Source organism: Streptomyces sp. NPDC043876 (assembly GCF_056435825.1).
The window spans coordinates 433,983-452,778 of sequence record NZ_JBWKDV010000001.1 but is presented as its reverse complement, the minus strand read 5'-3'; the positions used below and the strand labels follow the sequence as shown (position 1 = coordinate 452,778).

17 protein-coding genes are annotated in these 18,796 nt (G+C 73.9%); all 17 read left to right on the top strand.

The features are described from left to right. The 17 genes from AC0693_RS02260 (at position 1) to AC0693_RS02180 (ending at position 18,705) form a co-directional block, all read left to right on the top strand. Positions 1-624, top strand: coding sequence for an isochorismatase family protein (locus AC0693_RS02260; RefSeq protein WP_468462977.1), 624 nt, complete (start codon positions 1-3; stop codon positions 622-624). Further along, positions 621-2,495: an anthranilate synthase family protein gene (locus AC0693_RS02255; protein WP_478800767.1), complete on the top strand. Its 1,875-nt coding sequence runs from the start codon at positions 621-623 to the stop codon at positions 2,493-2,495. The genes AC0693_RS02260 and AC0693_RS02255 overlap by 4 nt, the downstream gene beginning before the upstream one ends. Then, the gene (locus AC0693_RS02250; protein ID WP_356404118.1) at positions 2,492-2,860 is read left to right on the top strand and encodes a hypothetical protein; all 369 of its coding nucleotides are present in this window, start codon (positions 2,492-2,494) and stop codon (positions 2,858-2,860) included. The genes AC0693_RS02255 and AC0693_RS02250 overlap by 4 nt, the downstream gene beginning before the upstream one ends. After that, a complete protein-coding gene (locus tag AC0693_RS02245; RefSeq protein ID WP_469319953.1) occupies positions 2,853-3,716 on the top strand; it encodes a PhzF family phenazine biosynthesis protein in 864 nt (287 codons plus the stop codon). Before AC0693_RS02250 ends, AC0693_RS02245 begins: the two co-directional genes overlap by 8 nt. Positions 3,717-3,728: 12 nt before the next feature. Next, entirely contained in the window at positions 3,729-4,412 is a 684-nt protein-coding gene (phzG, locus tag AC0693_RS02240) for a phenazine biosynthesis FMN-dependent oxidase PhzG (protein ID WP_468462975.1), read from the top strand. A gap of 54 nt (positions 4,413-4,466) precedes the next feature. Then, a complete protein-coding gene (locus AC0693_RS02235) occupies positions 4,467-4,988 on the top strand; it encodes a flavin reductase family protein (RefSeq protein WP_469338879.1) in 522 nt (173 codons plus the stop codon). Between the two features lie 26 nt (positions 4,989-5,014). Then, positions 5,015-5,671: an NAD(P)H:quinone oxidoreductase gene (wrbA, locus tag AC0693_RS02230; protein ID WP_356404126.1), complete on the top strand. Its 657-nt coding sequence runs from the start codon at positions 5,015-5,017 to the stop codon at positions 5,669-5,671. 101 nt (positions 5,672-5,772) lie between these two features. After that, the gene (locus tag AC0693_RS02225; protein WP_468462973.1) at positions 5,773-7,350 is read left to right on the top strand and encodes an amino acid adenylation domain-containing protein; all 1,578 of its coding nucleotides are present in this window, start codon (positions 5,773-5,775) and stop codon (positions 7,348-7,350) included. Then, entirely contained in the window at positions 7,347-7,640 is a 294-nt protein-coding gene (locus AC0693_RS02220; RefSeq protein WP_356404130.1) for a phosphopantetheine-binding protein, read from the top strand. The genes AC0693_RS02225 and AC0693_RS02220 overlap by 4 nt, the downstream gene beginning before the upstream one ends. 7 nt (positions 7,641-7,647) lie before the next feature. Next, a complete protein-coding gene (locus AC0693_RS02215; protein ID WP_469319951.1) occupies positions 7,648-8,664 on the top strand; it encodes a 3-oxoacyl-ACP synthase III family protein in 1,017 nt (338 codons plus the stop codon). A gap of 126 nt (positions 8,665-8,790) precedes the next feature. Continuing rightward, positions 8,791-9,891: an AMP-binding protein gene (locus AC0693_RS02210; RefSeq protein ID WP_469338871.1), complete on the top strand. Its 1,101-nt coding sequence runs from the start codon at positions 8,791-8,793 to the stop codon at positions 9,889-9,891. After that, a complete protein-coding gene (locus tag AC0693_RS02205; RefSeq protein ID WP_478800766.1) occupies positions 9,891-11,270 on the top strand; it encodes an aldehyde dehydrogenase family protein in 1,380 nt (459 codons plus the stop codon). The genes AC0693_RS02210 and AC0693_RS02205 overlap by 1 nt, the downstream gene beginning before the upstream one ends. 92 nt (positions 11,271-11,362) lie before the next feature. Next, entirely contained in the window at positions 11,363-13,348 is a 1,986-nt protein-coding gene (locus AC0693_RS02200; RefSeq protein ID WP_468462970.1) for an FAD/NAD(P)-binding protein, read from the top strand. Continuing rightward, positions 13,345-14,790: a nitrosuccinate lyase gene (locus AC0693_RS02195; protein WP_478800765.1), complete on the top strand. Its 1,446-nt coding sequence runs from the start codon at positions 13,345-13,347 to the stop codon at positions 14,788-14,790. Before AC0693_RS02200 ends, AC0693_RS02195 begins: the two co-directional genes overlap by 4 nt. Next, positions 14,787-16,010, top strand: coding sequence for a 3-deoxy-7-phosphoheptulonate synthase class II (locus tag AC0693_RS02190; protein WP_356404142.1), 1,224 nt, complete (start codon positions 14,787-14,789; stop codon positions 16,008-16,010). The genes AC0693_RS02195 and AC0693_RS02190 overlap by 4 nt, the downstream gene beginning before the upstream one ends. Then, a complete protein-coding gene (locus tag AC0693_RS02185) occupies positions 16,007-17,383 on the top strand; it encodes an ATP-grasp domain-containing protein (protein WP_478800764.1) in 1,377 nt (458 codons plus the stop codon). The genes AC0693_RS02190 and AC0693_RS02185 overlap by 4 nt, the downstream gene beginning before the upstream one ends. After that, on the top strand, positions 17,380-18,705 hold the full coding sequence (locus tag AC0693_RS02180) for an MFS transporter (RefSeq protein ID WP_478800763.1): 1,326 nt from the start codon (positions 17,380-17,382) through the stop codon (positions 18,703-18,705). The genes AC0693_RS02185 and AC0693_RS02180 overlap by 4 nt, the downstream gene beginning before the upstream one ends. Positions 18,706-18,796 lie beyond the last annotated feature (91 nt).

Sequence of the window (18,796 nt, the reverse complement as noted above, 5' to 3'; positions counted from 1 at the left end):
ATGCCCGGCCTGCCTCCCGTCGAGTCCTATCCGCTGCCCACCGCGGCGGAACTGCCCGCCAACACCGTTTCCTGGACCCCTGACCCCGGCCGGGCCGTGCTGCTCGTCCACGACATGCAGCGCTACTTCCTGGCCGCCCTGCCCGACCCGCTGCGCGCGGACCTCGTGCACCACGCGTCCCAGCTCCGCAAGCGCGCCGCCGCCCTCGGCGTCCCCGTCGCCTACACGGCCCAGCCCGGCCGGATGTCGGACACCCAGCGCGGCCTGCTCAAGGACTTCTGGGGGCCCGGCATGCGGACCGGTGACGCGGACCGCGAGGTGGTCGGCGAGCTGGCGCCCGACGCGGACGACTGGGTCTTCACCAAGTGGCGCTACAGCGCCTTCTTCCGCTCCGGCCTGCTGGAGCGGATGCGCGCCGAAGGGCGCGACCAGCTCGTGCTGTGCGGGGTCTACGCCCACATCGGCGTGCTCGCCACCGCGCTGGACGCCTTCGCCCACGACATCCAGCCCTTCCTCGCCGCGGACGCCGTCGGCGACTTCTCCGCGGCCCACCACGCCCAGGCCCTGGAGTACGTCGCCCAGCGCTGCGGCCGGGTCATACCCGCCGGGGAGGTCTTCGCGTGAACAGAGACCTCCTCGCCCGCATCCTCGCCGGCGACGTCACCGACTTCGCACTGCTGCACCGCCCCGAGCTGGCCCCCGGCACCGTCGAGGTGCTCACCGGCGCCGTGCACACCCCGGCCGCGCTGGCCGACGTACCGCTCGACGCCGACCAGGTGCTTGTGGTCGTGCCCTACCGGCAGCTCGCCGAGCGCGGGTTCGAGGCCCCCGACGACGGGGCGCCGCTGCTTGCGATGACCGTCACCGAACGGGAGACGGTCGCGCTCGCCGAGCTGCCCGCCCGGATCGCCGACCAGGACGTGCGGCTGCGCGACGGCGGCTTCGACGTGGACGACGCGCAGTACGCGGCGACCGTCCGGCGGATCGTCACCGACGAGATCGGCGCCGGCGCCGGCTCCAACTTCGTCATCAAGCGCACCTACACCGCGGCCATCGAGGACTTCGTCCCGCGGCGCACCGCGCCCGCCCTCTTCCGGCGGCTGCTGGAACGCGAGCAGGGCGCCTACTGGACCTTCGCCCTGCACACGGGCGGGCGCACCTTCGTCGGCGCCACCCCCGAGCGGCACCTCTCGCTCGCGGACGGCACCGCCGTCATGAACCCCATCAGCGGCACCTACCGCTACCCGGCCACCGGCCCCACCCTCGACGGGGTCACCCGCTTCCTCGCCGACCGCAAGGAGGCCGACGAGCTGTACATGGTCGTCGACGAGGAACTGAAGATGATGGCCCGGATCTGCGCCACCGGCGGCCGGGTCACCGGGCCCCACCTCAAGGAGATGGCCCGCCTCGCGCACACCGAGTACTTCATCGAGGGCACCACGGACCGCGACGTGCGGGAGATCCTGCACGAGACGATGTTCGCGCCGACCGTCACCGGCAGCCCGCTGGAGAGCGCGGCCCGGGTCATCCGGCGCTACGAGCCCGAGGGCCGCGGCTACTACGGCGGGATCGCCGCCCTCATCGGCCGCGACCCGGCGGGCGGGCGCACCCTGGACTCCGCGATCCTGATCCGGACCGCCGAGATCGGCGCGGACGGCCGGATGCGGATCGGCGTCGGCGCCACCTTGGTGCGCCACTCCGACCCCGCCTCCGAGGTCGCAGAGACGCGCGCCAAGGCCGCCGGGGTGCTCAGCGCCCTGGAGTCCGACACCGCCGTGCGCTTCGCCGCCCACCCCGAGGTACGGGCGGCCCTGGAGGCCCGCAACACCGGGATCGCCGCGTTCTGGCTGCGCGGCTGCGCCGAACGCGGCGACCGCGGCGCGTGGGAGCCCCGGCTCGCCGGGCTGCGGGCGCTGGTCGTCGACGCGGAGGACACCTTCACCGCGATGATCGGCCAGCAGCTCGCCTCCCTCGGCCTCGACGTGAGCGTCCGCCGCTTCGACGAGCCCTACGACGTGGCCGACCACGACCTGGTGGTCCTCGGCCCCGGCCCCGGCGACCCGCGCGACGCCACCGACCCGCGGATCATCCACCTGGACGCCCTCGCGGGCCGGCTCCTCGACCAGGGACGGCCGTTCATCGCGGTCTGCCTCAGCCACCAGGTGCTGAGCCTGCGCCTGGGCCTCGGCCTGGTCCGCCGCGCCACCCCCAACCAGGGCGTGCAGCGGGAGATCGACCTCTTCGGGACGGCGGAGCGCGTGGGCTTCTACAACACGTACGCCGCCCAGAGCACCGAGGACAAGATCGACGCGGGGGACCTCGGCATCGTCGAGATCAGCCGCGACCCGCGCACCCGCGAAGTGCACGCCCTGCGCGGAGCGCACTTCGCTTCCATGCAGTTCCACGCCGAATCCGTACTCACCGTGGACGGCCCCCGGATCCTGGGGCAGGCCCTGCTGCGGGCCCTCGGGTCCCTGGAGGTGGCGGCCCGATGAGGGTGGACATCGCCTGGTGGGAACTGGCCGGGACCGGCGCGAGCATCGACTCCCTGCGCGAGCACCTGCGCGAGGAGGCCGTGGACGCGTGGGCGGAGGTGCCCGGACTGGTCCTCAAGCTGTGGATCGCGGACCGGCCCGGCAACCGGTGGGGGGCCGTGATGCTCTGGAGCGAGCGCCCCCCGGCCGGTGTCCTGCCCGCGAACCGGGCCGCCGAGCTGATCGGCGGGCCGCCCACGCACCGGTCCCGGTTCGAGGTCGAAGCCGCGGTGGAGGGCGTACACCCCCTCGTCACCCTCCACGGGCTCGGCGCCGCGTTCGCCGACGCCACCTCACTCAGTCAGGGAGCGCTTCCCCATGCATGACTACATGGTCGTGGATGCCTTCGCGCGCAACCCGCTAGAAGGCAACCCCGTGGCCGTCTTCTTCGGCAGCGAGGACCTCACCGCCGACCGGATGCAGGCCATCGCGCGGGAGATGAACCTCTCCGAGGTCACCTTCGTCCTGCCGCCCGACGCGGACGAGGCCGACGCACGGATCCGGATCTTCACCCCGGTCAACGAACTGCCCTTCGCCGGGCACCCGATGCTCGGCACCGCCGTCGCGCTCGGGCTGTCCCGCAAGGCGCTCGGCGTCGGCCGCAAGGAGGAACGGCTGCGGCTGGAGACCGGGATGGGAGTGATCCCCTTCGACGTCGGCATGGACAACGGGGACGGCTCGGTCATCGTGCAGATGCGCCAGCCGCACCCGAGCTGGGAACCGTACGAGCACGCGGAGGAGTTGCTCGAAGCCCTGGGCGTGCGGGAGTCCATCGCCCCCGTGGAGATCTACCACAACGGCCCGCGGCACGTGTTCGTCGGCGTGGAGAGCGTCGAGGCGCTGTCCGCGCTGCGGCCCGACCACCGGGCACTGTCCCGCTTCCCGGACATGGCGGCGAACTGCTTCGCCGGCGCGGGGGAGGAGTGGCGCACCCGGATGTTCTCCCCGGCCTACGGGGTCGTGGAGGACGCGGCCACCGGATCGGCCGCGGGGCCGCTGGCCATCCACCTGGCCCGGCACGGGCTGGCCCCGTACGGACAGCGCATCAAGATCACCCAGGGGGTCGAGATGGGCCGCCCGTCCCGGATGTGCGCCACCGCGCACGGCCAGGCGGACCGGGTCAACGGGGTGCGGGTGGGCGGCTACGGCACGGTCATCGCCCGCGGAACCATCTACGTCTAGGGAGCAGCGGCCATGACCACGACCACCACACCCGCGGCGGCCACCGCCCGCCCCGGGCTCGACACCAGCAAGTACGAGTCCCTGACCGGCGCCACCGACCTCCCCTTCCCCGAATACGACGACCCGCCCGCCGACCCCCTCGCGCTGGCCCGGCAGTGGATCGCCGACGCCGTCCGGCGCGGGGTCCGCGAGCCCCGCTCGCTGGCCCTGGCCACCGCCACCCGGATGGGGCACGCCTCCAACCGGATCGTCACCATCGCCCGGGAGGACGAGCGCGGCTTCGTCTTCACCACCCACAGCACCAGCCGCAAGGGCCGCGAACTCGCCGCCAACTGCTGGGCGTCCGGCGTCCTGTACTGGCGCGAGAGCGGCCGCCAGCTCATCCTGTCCGGCCCGGTCACCGCCCTGCCGGCGGCCGCGTCGGACGAGCTGTGGGCCGCCCGCCCCACCCCGCTGCACTCCATGACCACGGTCTCCCACCAGAGCGACCCGGCCGGGGACCTGGAAGCGCTGCGGGAACGGGCGCTGGACCTCGCGGAGGGCGGCCGGCCGCTGCCGCGCCCCGAGCGGTTCACCGGCTACCTGCTGGAGCCCGCCGAGGTCGAGTTCTGGAACGCCGCCTCCGACCGGCTGCACCGCCGGCTCTCCTACACCCGCCTCGGCGGCGACTGGCACACCAGCCGCCTCCAGCCCTGACCGGCCCCTTCGATGAGAACCGACCCGACCCGACCGGAAAGGAAGGACGGTGCGATGGAGCGCTCCCTGCTCACCGGCACGATGGCCCGCGTACCGGGCCCGGTGACGGTGGTGACCACGATCGACGGCGACGGCACGCGCTGGGGCTTCACCGCCAGCTCGTTCAGCTCCGTCTCCCTCGACCCGCCGCTCGTCTCGGTCTGCCTGGACAAGGGCGCCAGCACGCACGCCGCGTTCGCCACCGCACGGCACTTCCTGATCAACGTCCTCACCGAGGAACAGCACGCGGTGGCAAAGCGGTTCGCGACCTCCGGGATCGACCGGTTCGCCGCCGGCGACATGGAGACCTGCGAACTGGGCCTGCCCGGCCTGCACCTGGCCGGCGTCCGGGTCGCCTGCTCCATGCACGCGGCGGTCGACGCGGGGGACCACACCATCCTCCTCGGCTGCGTCGAGGAGACGTACACGAGCGACCGCACCCCGCTCGTCTACTACAACCGCGCCTTCGCCCGGCCCACGCCCAACGCGTCGCGGGCCGACCAGGACTTCAGCGCCTGCCACATCGCCGACTGGTGAACCACCGAGCCGAGGAGCCGTACGCCGTGACCACCGCAGCGCCCAGCACCGCACCCGCAGCGCCCGCCGCCCCGGGCACCGCCGTCAACGTCGCCGTCATCTACTACTCGGCCACCGGGCACGTCACCGAGATCGCCCGGGAGATCGCCGAGACCGCCGAGAAGGCGGGCGCCGAGGTCCGGCTGCGCAAGGTCGCCGAGCTGGCCCAGCAGTCGGCGATCGACGCCAACCCGGTCTGGGCCCGGCACGCCGCCGAGACCGCCGCCGTCCCGGTGGCCACCCCCGAGGACCTGCTGTGGGCCGATGCGGTCCTCTTCGGCTCGCCCACCCGCTTCGGCAACGTCTCCGCCCAGCTCAAGCAGTTCCTCGACTCGCTCGGCCCGGCCTGGAGCCAGGGCCTGCTCGCCGACAAGGTCTACGGCGGCTTCACCTCCACCGCGAGCGAGCACGGCGGCCAGGAGTCCACCCTGCTCGCCCTGACCGCCTCCTTCCACCACTTCGGCGGCATCGTCGTCGCCCCCGGCTACACCCACCCCGACAAGTTCACCGACGGCAACCCCTACGGCACGGCCCACTGGTCCGGCGGCAAGGGCGCCCGGCCCGTGGACGACACCACCCGCAACGCCGCCCGCGCCCAGGCGGAGCGCGTCGTGCGCTTCGCCCGCGCGGTGAAGCACGCCTGACCGGCGGAACCCGGCCCGCCCGCCGAGCCGCTGCCCCCCACCGGCCACCGGCCACCCGCCCCCGACCCGACCGCCCGCACCCCGGAGCCCCGGAGCCCGCCATGACCATCGCCACCATCGGCCCGCCGCACACCGAACGCGCCACCGACTACCGCACGCTCACCGACCTGCTCGCCGGGTCCGTCGCGCGCTTCCCCGAGCACACCGCGCTGTCGGCCGACGGGATCTCCTACACCTACCGCCTCCTGGACGGCTGGGCGAACGCCATCGCCGCCCTGCTGGAGCGCCGTGGCGTGGGCGCCGGTGACCGGGTGGCGCTGCGGCTGCCGCCCGGCGCCACGGCCATCGCCGCGATGATCGGCGTGATGAAGGCGGGGGCCGCCTACGTGCCGCTGGACGTGCGCAACCCGCCCGCCCGCAACGAGTTCATCGTCACCGACAGCGCCGTGGCCGCCTTCCTCGGCGACCCCGACGGCTGCCCCACCGGCGCCGTCCCGGTCGTCCCCGAGGCCGACCTCGCCGCCCTGCTGGACGGACCCGCCGTCGCCCCGCCCGCCGGTCCCGGGCCCGCCCCGCACGACACCGCCTACATCATCTACACCTCCGGAACCACCGGCCGCCCCAAGGGCGTCCTGGTCCCGCACGGCGCCGCGGCCGTCCTGCTGGCCAGCGCGGACGGGCCCTTCGCCTTCAACGAGCGCGACAGCTGGCTGCTGTTCCACTCCATCTCCTTCGACTTCTCCGTCTGGGAGATCTGGGGACCGCTGTCCACCGGCGCCCGCTGCGTGGTGCTGCCCGCCGGCGTCGCCCGCTCGCCCGAGGCCACCCTGCGCTTCGTCGAGCAGGAGGGCATCACCGTCCTGAACCAGACACCGACCGCCTTCGGCGCGCTCACCACCATCGTGCTGCGCGAGGACACCGCCCTGCCCGCCCTGCGCTACGTCATCTTCGGCGGCGAGAAGCTCACCCCCGAGACGGTCCGTCCCTGGTCCAAGCGGTTCGGGCTGTCCCAGCCGGCCCTGGTCAACATGTACGGGGTCACCGAGGCCGCCGTCCTCAGCACCTACCACCCGGTCACCGAGGAGGACCTCGACCGCGACGACCTGCCCGTGGGCATCCTGCTCTCCGGCAGCGCCCGCGTGGTCACCGAGGACGGCCGCGACGCCGCCCCCGGCGAGGAGGGCGAGCTGTGGCTGGCCGGGCCGCAGGTCGCCGACGGCTACCTCGGCCGCCCCGAGCTGACCGCCGAACGCTTCCCGACGGTGGACGGCGTCCGCTACTACCGCAGCGGCGACCTCGTCAGCCGCCGCCACGACGACCGGTTCGTCTACCGCGGCCGCGCCGACCTCCAGGTCAAGCTGCGCGGCCACCGGATCGAACTCAGCGACATCGAACTCGCCGTCCAGGCCCACCCCGCCGTCACCGACGCCGTGGTCTGGGTGCACGCCTTCAAGCCCGGCGACGACCGGCTCGCCTGCGCCTACCTCGTCGCCGAGGGCGCCGAGGACCCCCGGGCCCGCACCCTGCGCGCCCACGTCCGCGACCTGCTGCCGTCGTACATGCACCCGTCCGTCTACCAGGCGCTGCCGCTGGCCTACCTGCCGCGCACCGTCAACGGAAAGGTCAACCGGGCCGAGGTGGCCCGCATCTGGGAAGAGCAGAGGAGCCAGTCCGCATGAGCATCCCCCAGCACCACACGACCGCCGCCGCACTGCCCGAGGAGGTCCGCGAGGCCACCCGCGCCTGGGTGGCCGAGCTGCTCGAAGAGCCCGACGTCACCCTGGAGGACACCTTCCTCGAACTGGGCGGCCACTCCGCCCTCGCCCTCCAGCTCGGCCGGTACGCCCACGAGCGCTTCGGCATCGAGTACGACCTGCTGGTCCTCTTCGAGCGCCCGCTCGGCGAGGCCGCCGACGAGCTGACCGAGCGGATCGCCCGGATCACCGCCGCCGACGCGGAAGCCGCCTGAGGCCGCCGTGACCGACATCGGCATCGTCTCCTTCGGCTACGCGTTCGGGGAGGACCAGAGTGTCGCGAGCGCCGCCGCGGACTACGTCAGCGACCCCGAGCGGGTCGTGAAGTGGGGCTACCACACCTTCCACCGCGCACCCGACGGCGTCACCGGCACCGACCTCTCGCGCGACGCCGCCGAACAGGCCCTCTCCCGCGCCGGGATCAGCGCCGACGCCCTCGACCTGGTCGTCGTCGCGATCACCGACATGCCCGAGTACTCCTACTGGGACAGCGCCTCCGCACTGGCCCGCGAACTGAAGATCGGCCGCACCCAGACCCTGCTGCTGCAGGAAGGGTGCGGGTCCGGGGTCAACGGCCTCTTCTACGTCGCCTCCACCTTCGCCCTGCAACCCGAGGCGGAGTACGCCCTGTTCGTCGTCGTCAACCGGGTCAGCGAGTTCCACCGCAACCGGATGAACGTCATCAACACCGTGCTGTCCGACGCCGCCGTCGCCGTCGTCGTGCGGCGCGGCCACACCGCCAACCGGTGGCTGGCGAGCGAGCAGTTCACCGACCCCGAGTACAGCGACCTGCTGCGCCTGGACTTCGGCGGCGCGGTGACCCCGCTGCCCCCCGTCGGCTGGACCAGCGCCGACGCGCCCTCCGCCTACGACCAGGTGCGCGAGCAGTTCGGAGGCAACCCCGCCGCCCTGCGCACCTTCATCGGGGAGCGCTACACCCGCCTGGTGGAGGTCGTCGAGGGCGCCTGCCGCCGGGCCGGCGTCGCCCGCACCGACATCGACCACGTCATCTACCTCAACGACGTCCCCTCCAGCATCGCCGCCGTCGCCGGACCGCTCGGCATCCCGCTGGAACGCACCAACGCGGCCATCGCCCCCGGCCACGGCCACATGGGCGGCGCCGACCAGCTGATCTCGCTCGGTCTCCAGGTGGAGAGCGGCGAACTGAACCCCGGCGACCTGGTGGCCCTCTGCGGGATCTCCACCGGCCGCTGGTGCGCCACCTTGATCCGCGTCTAGCCGCGTCCTGCACCAGCACGCCCGGTCACCCGGGCCACCAGACCAGCGCGTACGCCGGCGGGGCCGTCCATTCCCCCGTGCCGGGCCCCGCCGGCGTACCCGCTGCCCTGCCCGAAGGAGACCACCGTGCCCGCGCCCGCCCACCCGATCCTGGACCTTCCGTACGACGTGACGCCCGATCCGGACGAGTTCCTCCAGGCCGCGATGGAATGGCACTTCAATCCGGAGACCGGATCGCCGTTCTGGCTGCGGCGGGCCGAGACCCTCGACTTCGACCCGCGCCGCGACATCAAGTCCCACGCGGACCTGAGCCTCTTCCCCAACGTCACCGGCGAGCTGCGCCACGTGCGCGCCGAGGACCTCATCCCGCGCGGCTACGGCTCCGACGCCGACGTCGTCGGCGTCTTCGAGAGCGGCGGCACCACCGGCGCCCCCAAGCGGGTGGTCCTGACCCGCGACTGGCTGGAGCGCATGGTGGCGTGGTCCAACGCCAACATCGACGCCCACGGCTTCCCGCGCGGCGCGAACTGGCTCGGCCTGGTCCCCACCGGCCCGCACATCGTCGGCGAGTTCTTCCACCGCTCCGCCACCACCCACGGCGCCCGCGGCTTCACCATCGACCTCGACCCCCGCTGGGTGAAGAAGCTCATCGCCCAGGGCCGCGGCGCCGACGCCGGGGCCTACGCCCTGCACCTGCTGGAACAGGCCGAGTTCGTCCTGCGCTCCCAGGACATCGGCGTCCTGACCATCACCCCGTCCGTCCTGGAACGGCTGGCCGGCCGCGAGGACCTCGTCGAACTGGTGAACCACAAGGTCAAGGCGATCCGCTGGGGCGGCACCCAGCTCGACCCCGACTCCCGCCACCTCTACAAGACGGAGATCTTCCCCGACGTCGCGTTCTGCGGGAACTACGGCAGCACCATGATCCTCGGCTTCGCGGGCGAGCGGGCCGGCCTGCCCGACGACGAACCCTGCGTCTTCGACCCGCTCAGCCCCTACGTCACCTTCTCCGTCGTCGACCCCGGCACCCGCGAACCCGTCCCCTACGGCGAGCGCGGCCAGGTCCTGGTCAGCCACGTCAGCAAGGGCTTCCTGCTCCCCAACAACCTGGAGCGCGACCTCGCCACCCGCCTCCCCGCGGCCGGCGCCCTCGTCGGGGACGCCGTCGCCGACATCGCCCCCGTCGCCACCTTCGAGGACGAGCCCGTCATCGAAGGGGTGTACTAGTGAGCACCGTCCCGCGCCTCGACGCGCTCGGCCCGCGCGGCCCCTTCCGCGCCCGCAAGCGGCTCTCCGTCACCGACGTCTCGGGCGCCCCGGCCGCCGAACTCAGCCTGGTCCCGGCCCTGTTCGTCGACCGCGCCGCCAAAGCCCTGCACCGGGCCCGGCCCCTCGACGCCGACGCCCGCGTCGCCGCCGTGCTGCGCGCCGCCCACCTCTTCGCCACCGCCGAACTCGACGGCCGGACCATCGACGCCCACGAGCGCGCCGTCAGCCGCGTCGGCGGCGTCCCGCTCCCCGTCGTACGGGCCACCACCACCGCCATCGCCGCCCGCCTCACCCGCGTCTACGACAGCCTCGCCCAGGCCCGCCCGGCCGGCGCCGCCGAGGACTGGCGCTCCCCGCTCACCCGCACCGGCCGCGCCGTGTGGACCCGCCGCGGCGAGACCTTCGGGGTCCTCGCCGCCGGGAACCACCCCGGCACCCACAGCCTGTGGCCCGAGGCCCTGGCCCTGGGCTACCGGGTCGCCGTCCGCCCCTCCCGCCGCGAACCCTTCACCCCGCACCGGCTGGTCACCGCCCTGCGCGCGGCCGGCTTCGGCGACGACCACATCGTGCTGCTGCCCACCGACCACGCCGAGGCCGACACCCTCGTACAGGCCGTGGACCGCGCCCTGGTCTACGGCGGCGAGGACGTCATCCGCAAGTACGCCGGAAACCCGGCCGTCCACCTCCAGGGCCCCGGCCGCAGCAAGATCCTCATCACCGCCGACACCGACTGGAGCGAGCACCTCGACACCGTCGTCGCCTCCGTCGCCGGACACGGCGGCACCGGCTGCGTCAACACCACCACCGTCCTGGTCGAAGGCGCGGACGCCGCCACCGCGCTGGCCGAGCAGCTCGCCGAGCGCCTCGCCGTCCTCCCCGCCCTGCCCCCCGAGGACGACAAGGCGGTGCTGCCCGTCCAGCCGCTCGACAGCGCCCTCGCGATCGAGCGCTACCTGCTCTCCCACACCGGGGGCGCCAGGGCCTGGCTCGGCGGCGACGGCATCGCCGAGGAACTGGGCGACGGCAGCGCCGCCCTGCGCCCCGCCGTCCACCAGCTGGAGCGCGCCGACGCCCCGCAGGCCGGCATCGAACTCCCCTTCCCCTGCGTGTGGGTGGCCCCCTGGGACCCCGCCGACGGCATCGGACCCCTGCGCGGCAGCCTCGTCGTCACCGCGCTCACCCGCGACGAACGCCTCCTCGACGACCTCGTCGCGGAGCCCTCCATCGGCAATGTCCACGCCGGCGACCACCCCACGTACTGGATGGGCCCCGGCCTCCCGCACGACGGCTACCTCGCCGAATTCCTCATGCGCAGCAAGACCGTCATCCGCGACTGAAAGGAGCGGCCATGTGTACCAGGTGCGGACTCTCCGACGTCGGCTGGAACATCCCCTCCGCGTGATCCGCGGCCCGAACAGAAGGATCAGCCATGCAGCACAGCCACGCCCAGATCTGCATTGTCGGGGCAGGCCCCCGCGGCCTGTCCGTCCTGGAGCGGATCTGCGCACAGGAGCGCAAGTCCCCGGCGCACGACGCCCTGACCGTCCACATCGTCGACCCCGCCCCGCCCGGCGCCGGGAACGTGTGGCGCACCGCCCAGCCCCGCCACCTGCTCATGAACACGGTCGCCTCGCAGATCACCCTCTTCACCGACGACAGCGTGCGCATCGAGGGCCCCATCGAGGAGGGCCCCAGCCTCTACGCGTGGGCCCGTCGCCTGGACCCCTCCGACCCCGGGCACGAGGAGCGCTACGGCGCCCAGACCCTCGCCGAGGCCCGCGAGCTGGGCCCCGACACCTACCCCACCCGCGCCTTCTACGGCCACTACCTCCAGTGGGCCTTCGAGGAGGCCCTCGACGCGGCCCCCGCCCACGTGGACATCCAGGTCCACCGCACCCGCGCCATCGCCCTCCACGACTCCGAGACCCCCGGCGGCGCCCAGTCCGTCGAACTCGCCGACGGGGTCCGCCTGTCGGGCCTGTCCGCGGTCGTCCTCGCCCAGGGCCACCTGCCCGCCAAGCTCACCCCCGAGGAACAGCGGCTCTCCGACTTCGCCACCGAGTACGGACTCTCGTACACCGGCCCGTCCAACCCCGCCGACACCGACCTGACCGCGATCACCCCCGGCCGTCCCGTCCTGATGCGCGGCCTCGGCCTCAACTTCTTCGACTACATGGCGCTGTTCACCCTCGGCCGCGGCGGCTTCTTCGAGCGCAGAGCGGACGGCCGCCTCGTCTACCGGCCCTCCGGCCTGGAGCCCAAGATGTACGCCGGGTCCCGCCGGGGCATCCCCTACCAGGCGCGCGGCGAGAACGAGAAGGGCCCCGACGGCCGCTACGCCCCCCGCCTGCTGACCGTCGCCCGCGTCGACGCGATGCGCGCGGCCGCCAAGGACGGCGACTGGATCCACTTCGGCATCCACATCTGGCCGCTGATCCAGAAGGAGGTCCAGAGCGTCTACTACGAGCGCCTGCTGGCCAACCGCGGCGAGGAACCCGCCGCCGTCGCCTCCTTCATCGACCGCTACCTCGCCGCACCCGACGAGGACGCCGAAGACCTCCTGTTGCTCGAAGCGGGCGTCGAGGAGGGCCAGCGCTGGAACTGGGAGACGCTCTCGCGCCCCTACGGCGACCTGCGCTTCACCGGCCGCGACGACTTCCGCCGCTGGATGCTCGCCTACCTGCTGCGCGACGCCCACGAAGCGCGCCAGGGCAACGTCAGCGGCCCCCTCAAGGCGGCCCTGGACGTGCTGCGCGACCTGCGCAACGAGATCCGCATCGCCGTCGACCACGGCGGCCTCGAAGCCACCTCGCACCGCGACGAGCTCGAAGGCTGGTACACCCCGCTCAACGGCTTCCTCTCCATCGGCCCGCCCGTCTCCCGCATCGACGAGCTGATCGCGCTGGCCTCCGCGGGCATCGTCGAGTTCACCGGCCCCGGCCTGCGCGTCACGGCCGACCCCGACGGCCCCGACGGCCCCGCCTTCGTGGCCACCGCCACCGGCGTCGACGCCCCCGACATCCGGACGACCGCCCTCATCGAGGCCCGGCTGCCCCACCCCGACCTGCGCCGCACCACCGACGCGCTGCTCGTCCAGCTGCTGGAGAGCGGCCAGTGCCGCCCCTACCAGATCCGCGGCGCCTGCGGCATCGAGTACGAGACCGGCGGCCTGGCCGTCTCCGAGCGGCCCTACCGCCTCGTCGACGCAGAAGGCCGCGAACACCCGCGCCGCTTCGCCTACGGCGTCCCCACCGAATCCGTGCACTGGGTCACCGCCGCCGGCATCCGCCCCGGGGTCGGCTCCGTCACCCTGGAGGACTCCGACGCCATCGCCCACGCGGCCCTGGCCCTGCCGGCCGTCACCGCGCCGCTCGCGAACGCCTCCGGCGGCTCCGGAGCGGAGGCCCGGCCGTGACCCCGCCCCGCCCGGGAGCCGCCACCGGGGCCGACACCGACGTCGGACTGCTCTCCCCGGTACGGGCCGGCACCCCCGCCGAAGCCACCACCTCGGACACCGCCTGGCTCCAGGCCATGCTGGACGCCGAAGCCGCCCTCGCCCGGGCGCAGGCCCGCCTCGGCACGGTCCCCCCGGACGCCGCCGCGGCGATCACCGCAGCCGCCCGGGCCGACCGCTTCGACGCCCGCGCCCTGGCCCTGGCCGCCCGGGAGACCGCCAACCCCGTCGTCGGCCTGGTCGCCGCCCTCACCGCACACCTCGACGGCGGGAGCGCCGCCGAGTACGTCCACCGCGGCTCCACCAGCCAGGACATCCTCGACACCGCCATGATGCTGGTCGCCGCCCGCACCCTGGTCCCGCTCCGCGCCGACCTGCTGCGCACCGCCGACGCGCTGGGCCGCCTCGCCGCCGCCCACCGCGACACCGTCATCGCGGGCCGCACCCTGGCCCTGCACGCCGTGCCCACCACCTTCGGGTTGAAAGCGGCGGGCTGGCGGCACGGGCTGCTCGACTCCGTGCGGCGCGTCGACCGGCTGCTCGACGGGGGGCTGCCCGTGTCCCTCGGCGGGGCCGCGGGCACCCTCGGCGGCTACCTGGAGTACGCCCGTACCGCCGCCGCGCACAGCGGCGCCGGCCTCGACACCGAGGCGTTCCACGAGCGCCTCGCCGAGGCCTTCGCCGCCGAGACCGGCCTCGCCGCGCCCCTGCTGCCCTGGCACGCGCTGCGCACGCCCGTCGCCGACCTCGGCGCCGTCCTCGCCCACATCACCGGCACCCTGGGCAAGTTCGCCGCCGACGTGCTGCTGCTCGCCCGCACCGAGACCGCCGAGGCCGCCGAACCCGCCCCCGCGGGCCGCGGCGCCTCCTCCGCCATGCCCCACAAGCGCAACCCCGTCCTGGCCACCCTGATCCGCTCGGCGGCCCTCACCGTCCCCGCCCTGGCCGCCGTCCTCGCCCAGGCGCTCGTCTCGGAGGAAGAGCGCTCCGCCGGCGTCTGGCACAGCGAATGGCACGCCCTGCGCGAATGCCTGCGGCTGGCGGGCGGCGCCGCCCACACCGCCGTCGAGCTCGCCGAGGGCCTCGAACCCGACCCCGCACGGATGCGCGCCAACCTCGCCCTCACCGGCAGCGGCGTCGTCACCGAGCGGCTCGCCGCCGTCCTCGCCCCGCACCTGGGCAAGGCGGCAGCCCGCCGGCTGCTCACCGAGGCCACGGCCTCGGCGCGCGCCACCGGCACCCCCCTGTCCGCCACCCTGTCCGACCTGCTGACCGAGACCCTGTCGGGCACCACCGACCTGACCCCGGAGCACCTGCGCGACCTGCTGGAACCCGCCCAATACACCGGGGTGGCCGGTCCGTTGACCGACCGGGCCCTGAAGCGAGGAGCGAGTACACGATGATCACTGCCCCCAGCGGGACACTCCATTCGGCTCAGCAGCCGGACTGGCCCGACCCCCGGATCCTCGCCACCGTCACCGACCGGCTCGCCGGACTGCCGGCCCTCGTGCCGCTGTCGGAAGCCGACGCCCTGCGCGAGCGGCTGGCCGCCGCCGCCCGCGGGGAGGCACTCCTGCTCCAGGGCGGCCACTGCGCGGAGGAGTTCGGCCCCCGCGCCCTCGGCGAGGCCGAGAGCACGGTCACCACCCTGCGCCAGATGGCGGAGATCGTCTCCTACGGCGCCGCCGTGCCCGTCGTACCGCTCGGCCGGATGGCCGGGCAGTACGCCAAGCCGCGCTCCAGCCCCACCGAGACCCGCGGCGGCGTCGAACTCCCCGCCTACCGCGGCGACTCCGTCAACGGCCTCGGCTTCACCGCCGCCGACCGCGCGCCCGACCCCTGGCGGATGGAGACCGCCTACCGCACCGCCGCCCGCACCCTGGAACGCATCCGGCAGCTGCCCGGCTCCGACGACGACCTCATCGGCCCCGACGGCCTCGCCGAAGGCACCGCCGGAGCGCCCTTCCACGTCAGCCACGAGGCCCTGCTCCTCGACTACGAGACCCCGCTCGTGCGCACCGACCCCGCCAGCGGCCGCCGCTACGCGGGCTCCGGCCACCTCGTGTGGATCGGCGAGCGGACCCGCCAGCTCGACGGCGGCCACGTCGCCTTCGCCGCCTCCGTCGCCAACCCCATCGGGGTCAAGGTCGGTCCGACGGCGAACGCCGACGAACTCCTGGCCCTCACCGACATCATCGACCCCGACCGCGAGCCGGGCCGCCTCACCTTCATCACCCGCATGGGCGCCGACCGCATCCACGACGTCCTGCCCGCCCTGGTGGAGAAGGTCACCGCCTCCGGCGCCGACGTGCTGTGGGTGTGCGACCCGATGCACGGCAACACCCAGGTAGCCCCCGGCGGCCTCAAGACCCGCAGCCTCGGCGACATCACCGCCGAGATCCGGGCGTTCGTCGAGATCCACCGCTCGCTCGGCACGCACCCGGGCGGCCTGCACCTGGAACTCACCGGCAGCCACGTCACCGAATGCGTCGGCGGCACGGACCCGGTCACCCTCGACGACCTCGACCGCAACTACACCACCGCCTGCGACCCGCGCCTCAACCGCGGCCAGGCACTCGACATGGCCTTTCTGGCCGCCGACCTGTGGAGGCCCGCGCGATGAGCACCAACCACGTGAACGAGCACGTCCCGCCGCTGTCGGAAAGACCCGCAGCCTTCCTGCTCACCGGATCCTTCCTGGCCATCTGCCGGGCCCCGCGCTACCTGAGCGAACTCACCGCGCGCGGACTCAAGATCCTCGTCATCACCCCGTCCGCGTGGCGGGAGCAGGCCCTGGCCGGCCTGAGCGAGCCCGGTCACCCCGCCGCCGACATCGCCGCCATCGCCTTCGTGGACGGCTCCGTCGACCGCGAGGGGTCCTTCACCCCCGGGGTCATCGCCGCCGTCCGCGCCTGGGAGTCCACGTACGAGATCATCGGCGCCTACGCGGCGGGCGAGACCCTCGTCGAGCCCACCGGCCTGATCGCCGACGCCCTCGACCTGCCGGGACCTGGCCTGCGCGCCACCCGGGTCTGCCGCAGCAAGTACCTCCAGCGGTTCCACCTGGGTGAGTTCAACCCGGCATCCGTGGTCCTGCCGCCCGGCGCCCGGGAAGGCTTCGACCCCTCGTCCCTGCCTTTCCCCGTCGTGGTCAAGCCCGCCACCCGGCACTCCAGCTCCGGCGTCGCGACCGCCGCCGACGCGGCGCAGCTCACCGAACTGCTCGCCGGGTACCCGGAACACGAGACGATCCTGGTCGAGGAGCGGGTCTCCGGGCAGGAGTTCTCCGTCGAGGCCCTGGTCCAGCACGGCAAGATCGTCTTCGAGTCGGTCACCGTCAAGCGGACCACCGACTCCCACGCCGACACCTTCGTCGAGCTGTCCCACACCGTCTCCAGCGCCGTCGGCCTGGAACGCAGCACCCTCCTCAAGGCCAACCGCTGCACCATGAAGCTGCTGGACTTCAAGGACGGCATGACCCACTCCGAATGGCGCCTGGACGCCAACGGCCGCCCCAAGCTGATGGAGGTCGCCGCCCGCACCCCCGGCGACGGCCTGACCGTTCTCTACCACCTGGCCACCGGCCGCCCGCTGGAGCCGGAGATCATCAAGATCGCCCTCGGTGAGCCCGCCGAATACCCCAAGCCCATCCGGCACGCCCGCCAGGTCTACCTCGAACACGACCCCGGCATCCTCGACGAGATCAGCGTCGACTGGCCCGGCACCGTCGTCGAATGGGCGGGCGAGGGCGACCTGTGGCCCGAGGTGCCGGTCGGCCGCCCGAACGACCCGCCGACCCTGCGCGCGGTCTTCGCCCAGAAGGAGAAGGGCGCCGAGGTCGGCCCGCTGCTCAGTTCCGAGGACCGGGTCGCGAACTTCTTCATCGACGCCCCCACCGGCGTCGCCCTCGACGCCCTGGAGGCCCGCGTCCGGGCCGCCATCACCATCCGCACCTCGCCCGCCGGGCCCGCGCCGGAGGCGGTGGCCGGGGCGTGACGCACACCGCACCAGGGCCGGACACCGGGACCCCCGACGCCCCGGACACGGCCACCGGACCCCGCGCGGCCGTGCCCCCGGCCGCGCGGGCCTCGGTACGCGCGACCTTCACCGAAGCACCGCTCGCCGTGAAGACCCTGCTCGCCGGGGTGTTCATCAACAGGCTCGGCGGGTTCCTCAACATCTTCCTCGTCCTCTACCTGACCTCGCTCGGGCACGCCCCGGGCCGGGCCACCCTCGCGCTCGGTGCCTACGGCGCGGGCACCGTCCTCGGCGTGCTCATCGGCGGTTCGCTCTCCGCGCGCCTCGGCGCCCGCAACACCACCGCCGTCAGCATGGCCGGCTCGGCCGCGCTCACCGCGGCCCTGCTCTACCTCACCGACTACGGCGCCCTGCTGGCCGTGGTCGTCCTCGCCGGTCTGGCCGGGCAGATGTTCCGGCCGGCCTCGGCGGCCCTGCTCTCCGAACTCGCGGGCCCCGAGCGCCAGGTCATGGTCTTCGCCATGTACCGCTTCGGGCTGAACCTCGGCGCGATGGCCGCGCCGCTCGTCGGCTTCGGCCTCTTCCGGCTCGGCCACGACTCCTACGACCTGCTGTTCTGGGGCGAGGCGCTGATCGCCCTGGCCTTCGCCGTACTGGCCTGGCGCACCCTGCCCGCGGGCAGGGCGGCGGCCCAGGACCCCTCGGCGCAGGACTCCTTGGCCAAGGACTCCTTGGCCAAGGACCCGGCCGGGGGCTACCTGGCGGTCCTGCGCGACCGCCGCTTCACCCTCTACCTGCTCGCCACCGTCCTGCACACCGCCGTCTACGCCCAGTACCTGTCCACGCTGCCGCTCGACGTGGACGCCGCCGGACTGGGCCTCATCTGGTACACCGCCGCCGTGTCCCTCAACGGCCTGCTCGTCATCGCCTTCGAGCTGCTGCTCACCAAGGTCACCCAGGACTGGCCGGTACGGGTCACCATCGGCCTGGCCTTCGCCCTGCTGGGCGCCGGAGTCGCGCTGTACGGGCTCCCGATGGGCCCGGCCGTCATCGTCATCGCCACCCTCGTCTGGACCCTGGGCGAGATCATCGGCGGGCCCGCGATCTTCTCGTACCCGGCGGTGATCGCACCCGCACCCCTCAAGAGCCACTACCTCGGCAGCTTCCACTTCGCCTTCGGCCTGGGCTCCGCCCTCGGCCCGGTGGCGGGCGGATGGCTGTTCGCCGCCCTCGGCCACTCCTTCTGGTACGCCGTCGGCGCGATCTCCCTCCTGGCCACCGTGCTGGCGCTGCTCGCGCTGCGCGGCGCCCCGGCGACACCGGGGCCGGGGGAGGAGTGAGCACGGACGCACCACGGGCCGCGCGGGGATGCTGCATCCCCGCGCGGCCCTGCCCGTATGTCCCGGCGCCCCACCCGCCCGCCCCTCCGTC

What these genes read in the sequence shown, in the direction of transcription:
- AC0693_RS02200 (WP_468462970.1), top strand. Translation starts at nt 11,363, where the DNA reads ATGCAGCACAGCCACGCCCAGATCTGCATTGTCGGGGCAGGCCCCCGC.
- AC0693_RS02220 (WP_356404130.1), top strand. Translation starts at nt 7,347, where the DNA reads ATGAGCATCCCCCAGCACCACACGACCGCCGCCGCACTGCCCGAGGAG.
- phzG (WP_468462975.1), top strand. Translation starts at nt 3,729, where the DNA reads ATGACCACGACCACCACACCCGCGGCGGCCACCGCCCGCCCCGGGCTC.
- AC0693_RS02190 (WP_356404142.1), top strand. Translation starts at nt 14,787, where the DNA reads ATGATCACTGCCCCCAGCGGGACACTCCATTCGGCTCAGCAGCCGGAC.
- AC0693_RS02225 (WP_468462973.1), top strand. Translation starts at nt 5,773, where the DNA reads ATGACCATCGCCACCATCGGCCCGCCGCACACCGAACGCGCCACCGAC.
- AC0693_RS02235 (WP_469338879.1), top strand. Translation starts at nt 4,467, where the DNA reads ATGGAGCGCTCCCTGCTCACCGGCACGATGGCCCGCGTACCGGGCCCG.
- AC0693_RS02245 (WP_469319953.1), top strand. Translation starts at nt 2,853, where the DNA reads ATGCATGACTACATGGTCGTGGATGCCTTCGCGCGCAACCCGCTAGAA.
- AC0693_RS02185 (WP_478800764.1), top strand. Translation starts at nt 16,007, where the DNA reads ATGAGCACCAACCACGTGAACGAGCACGTCCCGCCGCTGTCGGAAAGA.
- AC0693_RS02260 (WP_468462977.1), top strand. Translation starts at nt 1, where the DNA reads ATGCCCGGCCTGCCTCCCGTCGAGTCCTATCCGCTGCCCACCGCGGCG.
- AC0693_RS02250 (WP_356404118.1), top strand. Translation starts at nt 2,492, where the DNA reads ATGAGGGTGGACATCGCCTGGTGGGAACTGGCCGGGACCGGCGCGAGC.